This window comes from Scardovia wiggsiae, assembly GCF_051045985.1.
In the GTDB taxonomy this organism is placed as follows: Bacteria; Actinomycetota; Actinomycetes; order Actinomycetales; family Bifidobacteriaceae; genus Scardovia; species Scardovia wiggsiae.
In genome coordinates this window covers 821,605-836,584 of record NZ_CP157350.1, presented here as the reverse complement: position 1 = coordinate 836,584, position 14,980 = coordinate 821,605, and the positions used below count along the sequence as shown (strand labels likewise).

Sequence of the window (14,980 nt, the reverse complement as noted above, 5' to 3'; positions counted from 1 at the left end):
CTGATATGCATACAATGGCTGTTGATATTGGCGGTACCAAGATCGCTGTAGGGATATGTGACGAGGATGATACAATCATCCGTTCATGGACAGTCCCGACACCGAAAGAGGCTGATGCCATAGATAAGCATATTGCCGAGATGTACCGTGAGACGAAAAAGCTGTATGACGATATTGCGGCAATAGGTATATCGGCAGCGGGAAATGTTAAGGAAGACAGGCATACTATAGCATTTTCGGCGAATATCCCGGTGTGGATCAATTATGACCTGTCTTCGCATATCGGGGATCTTATTGGCCATGAGGTGCCCGTAATCGTAGAGAATGATGCCAATTGTGCCGGATGGGGCGAATATGTCCATGGGGCTGGCCAGGGGCATACGAATATGGTTGCGCTGACTGTGGGTACCGGCCTTGGAGGTGCTGTCGTGCTCAACGGGCAGCTGTACCGCGGGTCATTCGGGATGGGGTCTGAATTAGGCCATATACCTATGGTTCCGGACGGTGATTTCTGCGGATGCGGTTTGCGCGGCTGCGCGGAACGCTATACTTCCGGCAATGCACTCGAGCACTTTGCCCGTTCTGCTGTGCGGCGACGGCCCCAAGAGGCTTCCCGCCTGCTTGAACTGTGCAATGGGGATATCGATGAGCTTGAGGGGAAAATGGTTTCCCAGGCTGCTGTCGAAGGCGATGCAATAGGTTTGTACGCCTTCAATAAGATTGGGGAGTGGCTTGGCCGCACAATGGCTTCTATTTCAGCTGTCCTTGATCCGGATATTTATGTGATCGGCGGAGGGGTCGTCGCCGTCGGCGATATCCTCCTGGATCCGGCCCGGAATGCGTATGTCCGTTTCCTCCAGGCAAGTGCGTACCGGCCCCATGCAGAGATAGCCCCGGCTACATCCGGCCAGGATGCAGGACTTATCGGCGCGGCTAATCTGGCGCTGCACTGACCTCCCCGATGCCTGTACCCGTCCGGATGTATAGGTACGCTCACGCCCGGCCGGGGAAAGGGCATAATCAGATCTGTGCCCCATCGGCAAAAGGCGGGTTGCCGCTGCCGGGGCTGTCAGTATGGCGGGTTTTCCGTGACGATCGTATAATACCGGCAAAAATACCCAAGGCAATAAGGAAAAGCACTGCAGCACAGATCGCCAGCAGCTGGGACAGCTGAGGGAAACGTACTGCGCATAATACGGCAATAATACCGAGAAGGATGCAGGCTACACCTGTAAAAATACCCCCTGCAGCCTGTACCGAGAAACTGTCCACTGTTTCCGGCGCTGTAAAACGGTTATCCAGGGAATCAGCATCCAGCCAGGACGTCCTGAAACTGCGCGGTCCCGGCTTCCCGCCTGATACAAAAGCTGAATTTTTGAAATCCGCGTACGAGAACTTCCCCTTCTCATCGTGCTTTTCTTTTGCCTTTCTGGCATGCCGTTCAAAACGCCTGGCATCTTTTGAGCCCGCGATGTCAGACAGCTCCTCTTTATGCTCCCGGGCAAAGGCTTCCCAGGATGCGTCAGACGGATCGGGATCCTGCAGACTGCCATCGTGTTTGTTTCTGGTCATACTTATACTGTAATAGGTGATAACGATAGTACAAGACGGGCAAACGATACAGAGGTCCTATAATGTTATACTGGTTTTTTGTTAAGGTTTTAGGGCCATGGGCCCGTCATCGTTTTTCCCCGAAGGCGTTCGGTGTAGATAACATCCCCCGCCAGGGCGGAGGGATCATTGCTGCGAACCACTTGTCTGTTATAGATGACGGCGTTATCCCGCTGACATCACCGCGGATGGTCCATTATATGGGGAAAAGCGATTATTTTACCGGTAAGGGGATCAAAGGGGCGTTCAAGAAATGGTGGTTTACCTCTGTCGGTGTTTTCCCTGTTGACAGGGCAGGAGGGGCTGCTGCTGAAGGTGCTATGAATACGGCGCGGGACATTATCGAACAGGGGCATTTGTTCGGTATCCATCCCGAGGGCACCCGAAGCCCGGATGGGAGATTATATAAGGCGCATACAGGTGCTGCACGCCTGGCGCTGGAAACCGGATGCCCCGTTATACCTACAGGGCTTTTCGGCACAGACAAAATTATGAAGATCGGACAGACTATCCCCTCTAAAGGCACGTGCACAGTTATCTACGGCGAGCCTGTATATCCTCCGCAGCATCAGGAAGGTACAGGGCTTACCCGTCGGGAAGTCCGCGATTTCGCTGATAAGATCTCGCGTGCAATACAGCAGATCACCGGCCAGGAATATGTCGATGAATATGCGCAGGTGGTGAAGAAGCAGATGGCTGCTGAAGCCGCCCAGAAGGCTGCAGACCAGGCAAAGAAGGATGCCAGTGCTGCTAAGGCTGAAGCATCAGCCGAACCGGAACTGTAGGATACGTGCAGAACTGATTGCGGGCCCGGCTGTCCCATAAGGATATTTCATAAGCCTGTTACCACGAGAAAAGTGATACTGTCAGCACTATTTCCCGGGGTTTCCCGCTGCCGTCCATTATTGTGACTTTGCTGCCGGCTTCTATCGACTGGCTGCTTACTGTTTTCCCAATCCCAAGGGTATTTTTCTGGACAACTGTAAACCCCATATCTTCCAGGACAGACCGGGCACGGGTGAAATCCATCCCGGTAACATCAGGGACAGTTACTCTTTCGGGGCCTTTGGAAACTACAACGGTAACAGTGTCGTTCCAGTGGATCTGGGCGCCTGCCTTCAGCGAGGCTGAGATAACATGGCCTTTGTCAACAGTAGAAGAATATTCCTCTTTCATTGTTATTTTCAGTTTTGCTTCATCAAGCATTGCTTTGGCTTTATTCCATTTCAGGCCTTCTATATCCGGCATGGCTACTGCTTTTTTGCCCAGGGAAAGGGCTATCTCTATCCTGGCATTATGCCTGAGGGTTTTACCGGGAGAGGGGGAGATACTGATGGCAGCACCCTTGGGGATAGTGAGCGAATAGCTGTCTTTTGACCCGTCATGGCTGATATTGGTGAATCCCAGCTTCTTTAAGGCTGCGAGAGGGTTTTTCCCGTTTGAAGTCTTTGGGTCAGTGATATCTGAGGGGATCGTGATCATTTTGACGCCGCGGGATACAACTATGGTGAGATGCCCGCCCCTTTTACTGATATGCGTCCCCGCGGTATCAGGGGAGCTGGAGATGATTTTCCCCTTGGGGACTGTATCGCTGTATGCATAACTGGCTGTATAGGGGATCCCGGAAGACTCAAGGGCTGATCTGTAAGCAGCGAAATCGCTGTTTTTGATAGTACAGGACTGGGTTGATGTGGTGGCGTTCGACGTGCATTGCCCGTCAGCAGCAACAGGGAGTATGTAATAGCTGCCGGGGCCCGCAAAAATCCACCACAAAACTGCGGCAATGGCCGCAGCTGCGAGAAACCCTGCTCCGATAAGTATCCGGCGGAGGCGGGAAGGCATCTTCCTGGACCTGGACAGTACGGTTTCCTGTGCTGCCGAAGTACCGGAGGGTCCGGACGATGGGCCTGCCCCGTCTGCTGCGGGCAGGCGTCCAGCCGAGCTGTTGCGTCTGTCATGCGCTGTGTATGGAGGTACGGGTGCCGGCCAGGTCGTTTCTTTCCGTGTATCCGCTGCATAGTGCGGATCCCCCGAATTACGGGATCCCCGGACTGTACGGGCTGTACTGCTGGATGCTGCTGAAGGGGTATCTGTATGCGAGGGGAGGGCAGTTTGCCTGATCTGATGTCCAAGATTGCCGGTCCCGGAGGGGACGTTCTCGTTCCCCGGGCCCGCTGAATACGGGATTCTAACCGCCAGCTGTGCGGGGGACAGAGAACGGGAGATTACCCGTATCCGGCGCAGTGCTTCAGCAGCATCTTCGGGCCTGTCCTCCGGCTGCCTCGCTGCAAGGGAAGCTATAAATCCACTGAAAGTATGGGGGACGGACGGATCAATACTCTCAAGGGCCGGGACATCATCATGGACATGCCTGAATACCACAGTTACGGGGTTGCCCGATATAAAAGGGACATGGCCGGTGACCATTTCCCATCCCATGATCCCTACGGAATACAGGTCAGTCTGTGTGCTGGAATAATTATTTTCTATAGTCTCCGGTGCGAGATATGACGCTGTCCCCAGAAGCATGCCTGTACTGGAAAGAGTTGCCTGGGAAGTGGCTTTTGCCAGGCCGAAATCTGTAATCTTAATAACACCCTGGGTCGCGATCATAATATTCTCAGGTTTGATATCGCGGTGGATCACATGGGACTGGTGAGCTGCCGCAAGGCCGTCCAGTACCTGCGTAAGGATGCGGATAGTATCATGGATGCTGAAATTTTTGCGGACATTCATTTCCTGGCGCAGGGTTACCCCATGGATAAGTTCCATGACCAGAAAGCTTCTGCCTTCATACATCCCTGTGTCATATACGGGGACAATATGCGGATTCGAGATAGATGCGGCTGACCGTGCCTCCCGATGGAACCGTTCTGTATATTCTTCCGAGTGCTCTGACTGCGCCAGCCCCGCATGCATGATCTTAAGGGCGACTGTCCGCCCTAAACGGTTATCTTCAGCCTCATATACCGAGGCCATGCCGCCATCAGCGATTTTACGGACAACAGTATAGCGGCCGGCGACTGTCCGCCCTGAAGCGCTATCTGTAGTTCCTGTCATATGTGCAATATTACGGTAATGTCGTGAGAATCATCGGGGCAGCAGTTATGCAGGGGCTATACGAACAGCCCCATAACATGTACTACTGCGCTGATGCGGCTGTCCGGGATATGCAGCTCTGAAAGCCCGTCTTCCAAGGCTGAGGAAGCTTCTGTAAAGAGCCGGGATATCCTTTCCCTGGACCGTTCAATAGCCCCGCTTGATTCGAATATCCGGCATACCGCAGGTATATCGTCCCGGCTGCGCCGGTTTTGTGAATAGATATTGATCAGCGTGCGGCGGTCAGATGTATCTGAAAGGCGTAAAGCATCCGACAGGAGAACAGTCCTTTTGCCTTCAAGGATATCCCCGCCGAGGGGTTTGCCCGAGGTGCGGGACGTAACATCAATAAGGTCATCGTTGAGCTGGAAGGCAAGCCCGAGAGGCTTCCCCACAGTATGCGCCATACGGGCTGAAATTTCAGCATCAAACGCGCAGGCCAGGAATGCCAGCTGGATTGGGGCGTAAACCGTATAGCTTGCTGTTTTCCACAGGTATGTTTCTAATGCTCCAGTTTCAATACTGTCCGGATCCGTAAGATCCAGCGATCCCATTGACAGATCCATGATCTGCCCTGTTTCCACGCGGTGGTGCATATCAAGGAACGCAGCAGTTATTTCCTGACTGTTGCTGAAAGCAAGGCCTGACCGGTGTGCTATGGCAATGCTGTCTGTAGCCAGGATGTCCCCCAGCATGATCGCCATGCCTGTCCCGGCTGATGCGCTGTTAATGCCCGGACGGCGGGATTCCAGGGCATAGCTCAGGGCCTTATGTGCTGAAGGGGATCCTCGCCTTGTATCCGAATCATCAATAATATCATCATGGATGAGTGCTGCAGTCTGGAAAACCTCAATTGCACAGGCAAGATCCAATGCCTGCTGCCTGCGGGTATCCGGCAGCCCCAGGCATCCGCACAGGGACAGCATCAGCAGGGCCCGCAGACGTTTTCCGCCATGTGAAGATGCTGCCGCCTGGCTCCCGGCAGCACTGAGGAAGATATCGTGGGCAGCAGCGGGCGCAGACGAAGGGGGGGAGCTGTAAGGGCCGTATTTGTGCTGCTGTGATGAGACTAAGTCTGTAAGCCTGGTATCTATGGATTTTTTCAGTATATCAATAGCGCCATCACTGGATGTATCGAACTGGGCGGCAATATCAGGTGCAGCAGGATTCACTCTGCCAGTGTACGCGATGCATGACACAAATACATAACACAAAGCCTTTCAGCGGGAAAGGGAAAACTGGTGTGAGTTCTCCACATCCGACCACATGCTTGGAATCCCTTTGCAGGTAATGCAGCATACCGCCACACTGGATCATACGGATCCATACATATATGCCAATGGAGGTAACAGTGGCCATAACAATATCAGAGACGGTGCTGAACAGCTTTACGGATATGCTGCATACGGAATGCTCCCATGAGGTGCTTGACAGGTTGCGGACAGGATTGATAAGCGACCGTAAAATGGGCGGGCTTGTATGGGCTGATAAGAAATGGTTTGCCGGTCCCATCAGAAGGATGTCGCAGTTCATGGAAAGCAGCCGTGATGCCGTAGATCCCCTGACCGCTGAAGATTGCGCGCATTTTATTGTTGGCATAGCTGAAACAGCAGCTTTGCGCGATGCTGTGATCTGTTCGGCAGTCATGTGTATGGAACCGGATAAGTATGTGATGATAGCCTGCGAGCCGTATAAGGCTGCCAGTGCCCAGTTCGTCTGCGATGCCCTTGACCCGGCATTCAATGACGCCGGGATACCGCGCAGGACTCGGCAGGGCATGAGGCTTATACAGCTGATGGGGCAGTGGCCCGCCCTGCTGCCTGAAAAATACAGGACAGGGATTCTGGCCGTTCTCGCATATGTTTCATGGTGGCTAGGAGAGCCCGAGATGTCATTGAGATACTCGCAGGAATGCCTGGGTTATGACAGTTCCTATAACCTTGCAGTTATTATGGAGCGGGCTGTCAGGTGGGGAGCAATGCCGGCATGGTACAGGGAAAGCAGGAATAACAAGCCTTCAGGAAAAAACACAAAGGCAGTGAAACGGGAATAATTGTCCGAATGGTATGGTTCATTACTAAGTAGTAGTTGCACTTACCCGAACTATGCCTATTTTACGATGGGCCTATCCAGGAGGAAACGTGGTCACCAGAAAAACAGCCGGCACAACAGTTACCCGAAAGACTGCTTCTCCAACTAAAACTGTATCTGAAAACAAACCGAAAGTAAAGGGTACAGCCAAAGAAAATACAAAAACCGAAAATACAAAAACTAAAAGGAATGCAGTAACAGGGAAAACAGTAAAGAAGGCTGCTGCAAAAAAGGTATCTGCTGCTAAAACAGCAGGTACGGCAAAGGCAAAACCTTCTGCAAAGCCGGCTAAAGCTAAAAATACTGAAGCTGCTGCTAAAAAGGCCAAGGCATCCCAGCCTGGTACAGAAGCGCCTTCGAAAGCTCCATCTGCGGAAGCCAAGGAAACCCGGAAAACTGGAAAAAAGCAGCAGGTATCTGCACGGAAGGCGAAAACATCAGCGAAACAGCCAGAAGCAAAGGCACGAACAGAAAAATCAGAAAAAGAGCATGCCGCAAAACCCGTCAGCAGGAAGAAGGCTGCCGGAAGCACTGCCCATGAGCCTGAACATCATCCTGATGATACGCAGCATGAGGATATCACTGACATTGATCATGAAGATGCCGGTCTTCCCGGTTCACTGGACGAAGATGACCTTAACGAGGGTATAGGCCCGGGGGCAGATAATTCGAATGCCCTGGACCATATTGATGACGCAGTTGAGCTGGATGAGAACGGCGATCCCATCAGTATGGATGATGACAGCATGGAAGAGGGCCTGGAAGACAAAGAGCTTGAAGATGATGATGAAGATGCCGAACTGCAGGAGGAAAAACAGCCTACGGAAGAAGGCGCCATTGTTGTCAGCGAAAAAGACGATGACGAGGATGACAGCCTTACTCCAGCAGGCAACCCCAAACGGCGTGTGCTCACTACAGGTGCAACATCGGATCCTGTCAAGGACTATCTTAAGCAGATAGGGCGCGTCAACCTTTTGAACGCTGAGCAGGAAGTTGACCTTTCCGAGAGGATAGAGGCCGGCCTGTATGCCCAGCACCTCCTCGATACGTCTCCTGCTGAAGACCTGACTTTCCAGCGCAGGCGCGAGCTCAGATGGGCTGCTAACGACGGGAAGAAAGCCAAGGACCATCTGCTTGAAGCTAACCTGCGCCTTGTGGTATCCCTTGCTAAAAGGTACACAGGGCGGGGGATGCTTTTCCTTGACCTGATCCAGGAAGGCAATCTCGGCCTTATCCGTGCAGTTGAAAAATTCGACTGGAAGAAAGGCTTCAAGTTCTCAACTTATGCAACATGGTGGATACGCCAGGCAATCACACGCGCAATGGCTGACCAGGCGCGTACCATCCGTGTGCCGGTCCATATGGTGGAAGTGATCAATAAACTTTCCCGTGTACAGCGCCAGATGCTTCAGGATCTTGGGCGCGAACCCACACCGGATGAGCTGGCCCGTGAACTTGACATGCCTGTTGAAAAGGTGCAGGAGGTTCAGAAGTACGGGCGTGAACCGATCTCACTGCATACGCCGCTGGGTGAAGACGGCGATTCTGAATTCGGCGACCTTATCGAAGATACAGATGCCATAGCCCCCTCCGAGGCCGTCGCCTTCTCGCTGCTTCAGGAGCAGTTCAAGCAGGTACTGGAGACTTTGAGCCCGCGTGAAGCAGGTGTTATCAGGATGCGTTACGGATTGGAAGACGGGCAGCCTAAAACCCTGGACGATATCGGGCACGTTTATGGCGTTACCCGTGAAAGGATACGGCAGATAGAATCCAAAACTATGGCAAAACTGCGCCATCCGGCACGGTCCCAGACGCTGCGCGATTTCCTCGATCAGGAGTAGGCACAGCCTGCCCCGGCCAAGGGTATCTGTGCGATTCAGAATAGGCGGAGATTAACGGTATTTGACTTATGGCTCAGAAGACAACGGAAAAATATAATGCTGACAGCCTCTCAGTCCTGGAGGGACTTGATGCCGTACGCAAGCGTCCCGGCATGTATATCGGCACCACCGACAGCCAGGGGCTTATGCACTGCCTCTGGGAAATAATTGATAATTCGGTAGATGAAGCCCTTGCCGGAGCTTGCAGCCATATCGCAGTCACTCTGCATACAGACGGCTCCATCACAGTTGCCGATAACGGCCGCGGCATCCCGGTAGATATTGAAAAAAAGACCGGGCTGTCCGGTGTGGAAGTAGTGCTGACGAAACTCCATGCAGGCGGCAAATTTGGGAATGCAGCCTATAACGCAGTCGGCGGCCTGCATGGCGTAGGATCGTCTGTTGTCAATGCGCTCAGTTCCAGGCTTGATGTAGAAGTTGACCGCGGCGGCAAAACGTATCGTATGGAATTCCACCAGGGACATCCCGGCGTGTATGCGGATGAAGATCCCGCGAGCCCTTCCCCTGATTCCGCATTCAGCCGTACCCGGAAGAACCAGCCCACTGAACTCCGCGTCATCGGTAAATATTCAGGCAGGCACACGGGTACACGGATCAGGTACTGGGCTGATCCCGAGATCTTTAATGATACTGCGCAGTTCAATTATGACCAGCTTATCGACCGCGTGAGGCAGACCTCCTTCCTTGTGCCGGGGCTGCGGATCGAGGTGATCGATGAAAACGTTGAGGATACTATAGAGGGTGATAACAGGTATCCTGTCTCAGATAGTTCCCCTTCAGCTGTAATAGAAGGCATGGATATAGCTGAGGCTTCTGTCCCCGGCCATCCCAGGGTCCAGGAATTCCTCCATGAAGGCGGGGTCATCGATTTCGTGGATTACCTGTCGCATGGCGAACCGGTAAGCGATATCTGGCATATTGAGGGTGACAGCACATATGAGGAGGAAACCCAGCGGGTAGATGCTGAGGGTGATCTCCATGCTGAAATGATCAGGCGTACCTGCCATGTTGATATCGCCTTGAGATGGGTCAATGATTATGAGACCGTGATGCGCAGTTTTGTCAATGTTGTTGAAACACCGGGCGGCGGCATGCATGCTGACGGTTTCCTGAATTCAGTGACCCGAAATATCCGTAAAACCGTCGAGGCCAATGCCCGTAAACTTAAGGTAAACCTTAAAGACCCGTTAATGAAAGTCGAGCGTGACGATGTCCTGGCAGGGATGGTTGCGGTTGTCACTGTACGCATCGCTGAGCCTCAGTTCCAGGGGCAGACCAAGGATGTCCTCGGGACAGCCCAGGTCAAACCTATTGTTACCAGGATGTGCGATAAGCAGTTCGGCGATATGATAACCGGATCAAAGCGGGGCTTCAAGGACCAGTCCAGCCGTGTACTTGAGAAGATCGTTGGCGAAATGCATGCCCGGGTGCAGGCCCGGAAAACTAAAGAAGTGACACGGCGGAAAAATGCCCTTGAATCGGCATCCATGCCGGCAAAGCTCTCTGACTGCCAGCCCGGCAATGATGATATTGCAGAACTGTTTATAGTTGAAGGGGACTCTGCACTGGGGACTGCCAAAGCTGCCCGTAATTCAATGTTCCAGGCGCTGCTTCCTATCCGGGGGAAAATACTTAATGTCCAGAAGGCTTCTGTTTCGCAGATACTCGCTAATAAGGAATGCTCTGCCATCATCCAGGTCGTGGGGGCAGGGTCGGGCGCTACTTTTGATATTTCGCAGGCTCGGTATGACAAAGTTATTATGATGACTGATGCGGATGTTGACGGAGCCCATATCCGCACACTTCTGCTTACGCTGTTCTACCGGTATATGAGGCCGCTTGTTGAGTCAGGCCACGTTTATGCAGCTGTCCCCCCTCTGCACCGCATTGCTTTGGCCGGTAAGCGTAAAGGGGAGTACTTGTACACGTATTCCGAGGATGAGCTGAGCAGGGTACTGGGCCGGCTTGATTCTGAAGGTACGGCTTATAATGAGGATATACAGCGTTATAAGGGCCTGGGGGAAATGGACGCTGACCAGCTGGCTGATACTACGATGGATCCCAGATCCCGTCTTCTGCGCCGCATACGGCTTGAGGATGCGCGTGAAGCTTCTGAAATATTCGATCTGCTTATGGGTGATGAGGTACCTCCGCGCCGTCAGTTCATCATTGACAACGCCGATGATTTTGACCGCGCGTCGATAGATGCCTGAGGTGGGCCGGCATGCGGTGAGGAGTACTGCGGCGGATTTTTGTATATCCAGTGTCTGAATGTATATTACGACAGATAAGCCACAGAGGCCGGAAGGTCCTGTCCGGATGCATCCCGCCTGTCTGTAGGCTCGGGAAGCGGTATCGGGTTGCCGTTCTGTGCAGAAGCCAGTACGGGGTATTGTCCGGCCCATGATGCAATAAGGGCATTTTCGCCTTTCAGGAAGCGGTGCGAACGCACGCCTCCTGTGTTCCTTCCCTTAGTAGGGTATTTTTCGAGGGGCGTTATCTTTGCGCTCCCGTTATCCGTTCCCGGCAGGGCGTCAGCATCACCGGCTACGGTAACTACAACTGCCCCTGAAGGGGCGGCGTAGGGGTCGTCGCTGCCCGGTACCCATGCGACCTTTCCTGCCGGTATGACATTGAAGGATGTGACGGTGCATCCGGGGGAGAGGCGGATGCCTCCCATCCCTGCAGCATTACGCCCCTGAGGCCGTACATTCCCTGCCGTATATGTCAGGAGGCTGGAATCACTTGAGATAAAGACCAGGCGGTCGGCATCCTCAGCTGCTGCTGCGAATACTACTTCGTCGCCTTCTTTAAGGTCAATTACGGACCATGAATCCATAGTTGAAGGCGCGTCGCCATTCCAGCGCTTTACTGTCCCGTTCCGGGTGCCTATGGCAAGCGGTGCCGGGGCAGGGGCGCCTGCATTGTTCGGATCGCTGGTGCTGCCGGTACTGAGCGGGATAACGGTAACAGCTTTTTCCCCCGCAACGGGGTCGGTGCTGTCCGTCATCCCCAGCAGCTCATCAGCCCGTACCCCGCCCCGGGTGCTGAGGGGGACAGCTGCAGGAAGGTTGGGAAGGTCTGCGCTGTGGGCAGTGACCAGACGGCCTTGTGAGGTAATGATGCCGTATATTGAACGGGTAGTTGAAGGTATAGCCGCAAGGATGGTATCGCTGGCTGCCCGAGGAGGTTGGACAGTCCGGGACCCCCATATGTCCAGCGCACTTGGCGATGTACGGGCTATAAGGCCGTCAGCACTGAATATAATAGCGCAGGGTTTGTCTTCCAGTTCAAGCGTCCCTGCAGAGCGTGCTGAGGCAGGAGCAGCGGAAAGCGCAGATGAAGCTGAAACAGCAGCAGTGATACTGTCCGTTCCGGCAGGGCTGAGTTCCATACGTGAGGCTGCTTCAGGGACCCCGACAAAATCGCCGGATCCATCCATATCAAGCAGGACGGTCCGTCTGGGTGTATCCCACTGGGCAGCAGCATCATCCATTGACCGGATGACAACCATATCGCGGGCTTCGTCTGATGACAGGATCTCTTTCAGGCGTGCTATTTCGCGCTGGAGGTCGTCACGCTCAGCCTCAAGCTCGATCCGGCTCATTTTTGTCAGCCTGCGCAGCCGCAGGTCGAGGATATACTGTGCCTGGATGCCGTCAAGGTCGAAAACTGCCATAAGCCGGGTTTTTGCAGCGTCGGCATTATCGGAGGTCCGGATCACTTCGATTACTTCATCAATATCGATCAGCGCAAGGAGCAGTCCGTCAACAAGATGCAGGCGTTCCTCTGCTTTCCTTTTTCGGTATTCGCTCCTGCGGGTTATAACGCTGCGCCGATGCCCGATCCACACTGACAGCATTTCTTTAAGCCCCATAGTGTGCGGACGGCCGTCCACCAGGGCAACATTATTGATAGTGAATGAATCTTCCAGAGGGGTGTATTTGAACAGCTGGCCCAGGACGGCATGCGGGTCAAAACCTGTTTTGATCTCGATAACGAGCCGTGTACCATTATGCCTGTCTGTCAGATCGATAGCGCCGCTGATACCGTCAAGCTTCTTATTTTTAACACCTTCAGAGATACGTTCAAGGACCTTCTCCGGACCTACCATAAACGGCAGTTCTGTTACTACAATAGCTTTTTTCCGGGCTGTGACATTTTCAATATGGGTCGCCGCACGTGTGCTGAAAGACCCGCGGCCTGTATGGTATGCTTCGCGGATGCCGTCACGCCCCATAATAATGCCGCCACCCGGCATATCCGGCCCGGGGATGTAATGCATAAGGTCTTCGGTGGTTGCATCCGGATGCTGCATCAGATATTTTGCCCCGGCAACGACTTCACCGAGATTGTGTGTCGCCATATTTGTCGCCATACCGACGGCAATGCCGGATGCGCCGTTAACAAGCAGATTGGGGATTGCGGAAGGGAGCACTGCAGGCTCTTCAAGCTTGTTGTCATAGTTCGGGGTGAAATCGACTGTATCTTCGCTGATAGATTCATTCATCCCCGATGCCGAAGGAGCCAGCCTCGCCTCAGTATACCGTGATGCAGCGGGGCCGTCATCCAGGGAGCCAAAATTGCCGTGCCCGTCAACGAGGGGGAGCCTCATGGCAAATGGCTGTGCAAGGCGCACCATAGCTTCGTAGATCGCCGAATCGCCGTGAGGGTGCAGCTTGCCCATGACTTCGCCAACGACCCTTGCGGATTTCATATAAGGCCTGTCGGGGGTCAGATTCATCTGTCCCATCTGATAGATGATACGGCGCTGCACAGGTTTCAGCCCGTCGCGTGCATCGGGGAGTGCGCGGGCATAGATCACAGAGTATGCGTAGGCAAGGAATGAGGTGCTCATTTCCTCATTCAGCGGGGTATCAACAATATTCTGCTTGACAGTCCGAGGGTCATAACTTGCAGCATGCGTCCGGTGCTTCGGCATATATCTCCTTTGCGCTCATTTAGTATTATCCACAACAGCCTCGAAAACATATATCGTGCAGGCGTTACAATAAAGCCGTGGACAGGCAGGGTTTTTCACGGATACCATCCGGGATATCAGGCCGCGGAGGCAGGTACGCCCAGCCGCGGCATTTAAGCGCTGTCCTTCCCGCTGTGAGCGCAGCCATTGGGATACCGGTATCTTCTGCGGTACATACTGACCCCGAACAGGACAGGGAAATACTCGGCATACCGCATGCAGCATCAGTTGTTGTTGTGCTTATTGACGGTCTCGGGTTCCATAACCTGTATGACAGGCGGGGGCACGCCCCTTACCTGCGGTCGCTTATACTGTCGGAAGGCAATGACCGGCCTGTCTCCACGTGTTTCCCCAGTACTACTGCAGTGGCGATGGGGACTTTCGGTACAGGGACATGCCCCGGCCTTACAGGTATTACCGGATATACACAGCTTAATCCGTCAACCGGCAGGATTGCACAGATGCTGTCATTCCTCAACGCACCGGATCCCAGGGAGCTCCAGGTCCAGCCCACGGTTTTTGAGCAGCTGTCCCGCCAATCTGTACGGGTGACGGCAGTAGGGCTGCCGAAGTTCAAAAAGTCGTCCCTTACAGCTGCGGCCCTGAGAGGCAGCGATTACCGTGCGGGCCGTACACCCGGCGAACGTATCCGGGAAGCAGCCTTTGCCGGGCGTACACCCGGCGTTACGTATATATATATCCCCGATGTGGATGCAGCCGGGCATCGCTATGGCCTCGACAGCAGCCGGTGGACAGAGGCGCTTGAAAAGGCTGACCGGCAGCTTGCCGTACTGCGGCAGAATCTCCCCGCGGGCACATGTATTATTATTACAGCCGACCACGGGATGATCAATGCTGATCCCGGGAGCCGCACAGATATTGCAGAGAATCCAGCGCTGTGGCCGCATGTAAGCCATATCGGGGGAGAGCCGCGCAATGTCATGCTGTATGCTGAAGGGCGTAATGATCAGGAACGCCTGGACAATGCCCGTAAAATATACCATGCGTATTCCGGGTTCATGGAAGGCCGCGCAGACGTCTATCTTAAAGAAGAAGCCATTTCACAGGGATTCTACGGTTATGTGAGTACCGAAGCATATGCTGTGATTGGTGATGTTATTGTTGTGCCCCGGGGCAATGCAACCCTGGTTGATTCCCGGTTCCAGGAGGACAGCGCTACGCGCCTGCCGTCAGTGCACGGAGGTGCGACAGGCTTGGAAACTGACATACCTCTGCTGATTGACGTTATCTGAGACAGCATATGATGCTGATATCCCGCATTCCGGAACACCTGCAG

Annotated in this window: 10 protein-coding genes; 6 read left to right on the top strand and 4 right to left on the bottom strand. The window is 53.7% G+C overall.

Annotated elements, in window-relative coordinates:
• The first annotated feature begins 5 nt into the window (after window positions 1-5).
• Window positions 6-953, top strand: coding sequence for an ROK family glucokinase (locus tag ABKA16_RS03520; protein ID WP_380998673.1), 948 nt, complete (start codon window positions 6-8; stop codon window positions 951-953).
• Window positions 954-1,020: 67 nt separating this feature from the next.
• Here the strand turns inward: ABKA16_RS03520 and ABKA16_RS03515 are convergent, their stop codons facing one another.
• Window positions 1,021-1,572, bottom strand: a complete 552-nt coding sequence (locus tag ABKA16_RS03515) for a hypothetical protein (protein ID WP_380998675.1) — start codon at window positions 1,570-1,572, stop codon at window positions 1,021-1,023.
• 62 nt (window positions 1,573-1,634) lie between these two features.
• On the opposite strand from ABKA16_RS03515, the gene ABKA16_RS03510 reads away from it, so the two are divergent.
• Window positions 1,635-2,396: a lysophospholipid acyltransferase family protein gene (locus ABKA16_RS03510; protein ID WP_380998677.1), complete on the top strand. Its 762-nt coding sequence runs from the start codon at window positions 1,635-1,637 to the stop codon at window positions 2,394-2,396.
• Between the two features lie 58 nt (window positions 2,397-2,454).
• On the opposite strand, the gene ABKA16_RS03505 is transcribed toward ABKA16_RS03510, so the two are convergent.
• Together ABKA16_RS03505 and ABKA16_RS03500 are read right to left on the bottom strand one after the other, a co-directional pair.
• Window positions 2,455-4,671: a protein kinase domain-containing protein gene (locus ABKA16_RS03505; protein ID WP_380998680.1), complete on the bottom strand. Its 2,217-nt coding sequence runs from the start codon at window positions 4,669-4,671 to the stop codon at window positions 2,455-2,457.
• A 56-nt stretch (window positions 4,672-4,727) separates the two neighbouring features.
• Window positions 4,728-5,882, bottom strand: a complete 1,155-nt coding sequence (locus ABKA16_RS03500) for a polyprenyl synthetase family protein (RefSeq protein WP_380998683.1) — start codon at window positions 5,880-5,882, stop codon at window positions 4,728-4,730.
• Window positions 5,883-6,049: 167 nt separating this feature from the next.
• On the opposite strand from ABKA16_RS03500, the gene ABKA16_RS03495 reads away from it, so the two are divergent.
• The 3 genes from ABKA16_RS03495 to ABKA16_RS03485 all read left to right on the top strand — a co-directional run bounded on the left by ABKA16_RS03495 (window position 6,050) and on the right by ABKA16_RS03485 (window position 10,915).
• Complete coding sequence (locus tag ABKA16_RS03495) at window positions 6,050-6,763, top strand: DUF4192 domain-containing protein (RefSeq protein WP_380998685.1); 714 nt, start codon at window positions 6,050-6,052, stop codon at window positions 6,761-6,763.
• Between the two features lie 88 nt (window positions 6,764-6,851).
• Window positions 6,852-8,642, top strand: a complete 1,791-nt coding sequence (locus tag ABKA16_RS03490) for an RNA polymerase sigma factor (protein ID WP_434156639.1) — start codon at window positions 6,852-6,854, stop codon at window positions 8,640-8,642.
• A 68-nt stretch (window positions 8,643-8,710) separates the two neighbouring features.
• Window positions 8,711-10,915 carry a DNA gyrase/topoisomerase IV subunit B gene (locus ABKA16_RS03485; RefSeq protein WP_380998691.1) on the top strand — a complete coding sequence of 735 codons (2,205 nt, stop codon included), beginning with the start codon at window positions 8,711-8,713 and terminating at the stop codon, window positions 10,913-10,915.
• A 65-nt stretch (window positions 10,916-10,980) separates the two neighbouring features.
• On the opposite strand, the gene ABKA16_RS03480 is transcribed toward ABKA16_RS03485, so the two are convergent.
• Window positions 10,981-13,644, bottom strand: coding sequence for a DNA gyrase/topoisomerase IV subunit A (locus tag ABKA16_RS03480; RefSeq protein ID WP_380998694.1), 2,664 nt, complete (start codon window positions 13,642-13,644; stop codon window positions 10,981-10,983).
• Window positions 13,645-13,721: 77 nt separating this feature from the next.
• Between ABKA16_RS03480 and ABKA16_RS03475 the strand changes: the two genes are divergently transcribed.
• Entirely contained in the window at window positions 13,722-14,936 is a 1,215-nt protein-coding gene (locus ABKA16_RS03475) for an alkaline phosphatase family protein (RefSeq protein WP_380998696.1), read from the top strand.
• Window positions 14,937-14,980 lie beyond the last annotated feature (44 nt).

What these genes read in the sequence shown, in the direction of transcription:
- ABKA16_RS03520 (WP_380998673.1), top strand. Translation starts at nt 6, where the DNA reads ATGCATACAATGGCTGTTGATATTGGCGGTACCAAGATCGCTGTAGGG.
- ABKA16_RS03515 (WP_380998675.1), bottom strand. Translation starts at nt 1,572, where the DNA reads ATGACCAGAAACAAACACGATGGCAGTCTGCAGGATCCCGATCCGTCT.
- ABKA16_RS03510 (WP_380998677.1), top strand. Translation starts at nt 1,635, where the DNA reads ATGTTATACTGGTTTTTTGTTAAGGTTTTAGGGCCATGGGCCCGTCAT.
- ABKA16_RS03505 (WP_380998680.1), bottom strand. Translation starts at nt 4,671, where the DNA reads ATGACAGGAACTACAGATAGCGCTTCAGGGCGGACAGTCGCCGGCCGC.
- ABKA16_RS03495 (WP_380998685.1), top strand. Translation starts at nt 6,050, where the DNA reads ATGGAGGTAACAGTGGCCATAACAATATCAGAGACGGTGCTGAACAGC.
- ABKA16_RS03485 (WP_380998691.1), top strand. Translation starts at nt 8,711, where the DNA reads ATGGCTCAGAAGACAACGGAAAAATATAATGCTGACAGCCTCTCAGTC.
- ABKA16_RS03480 (WP_380998694.1), bottom strand. Translation starts at nt 13,644, where the DNA reads ATGCCGAAGCACCGGACGCATGCTGCAAGTTATGACCCTCGGACTGTC.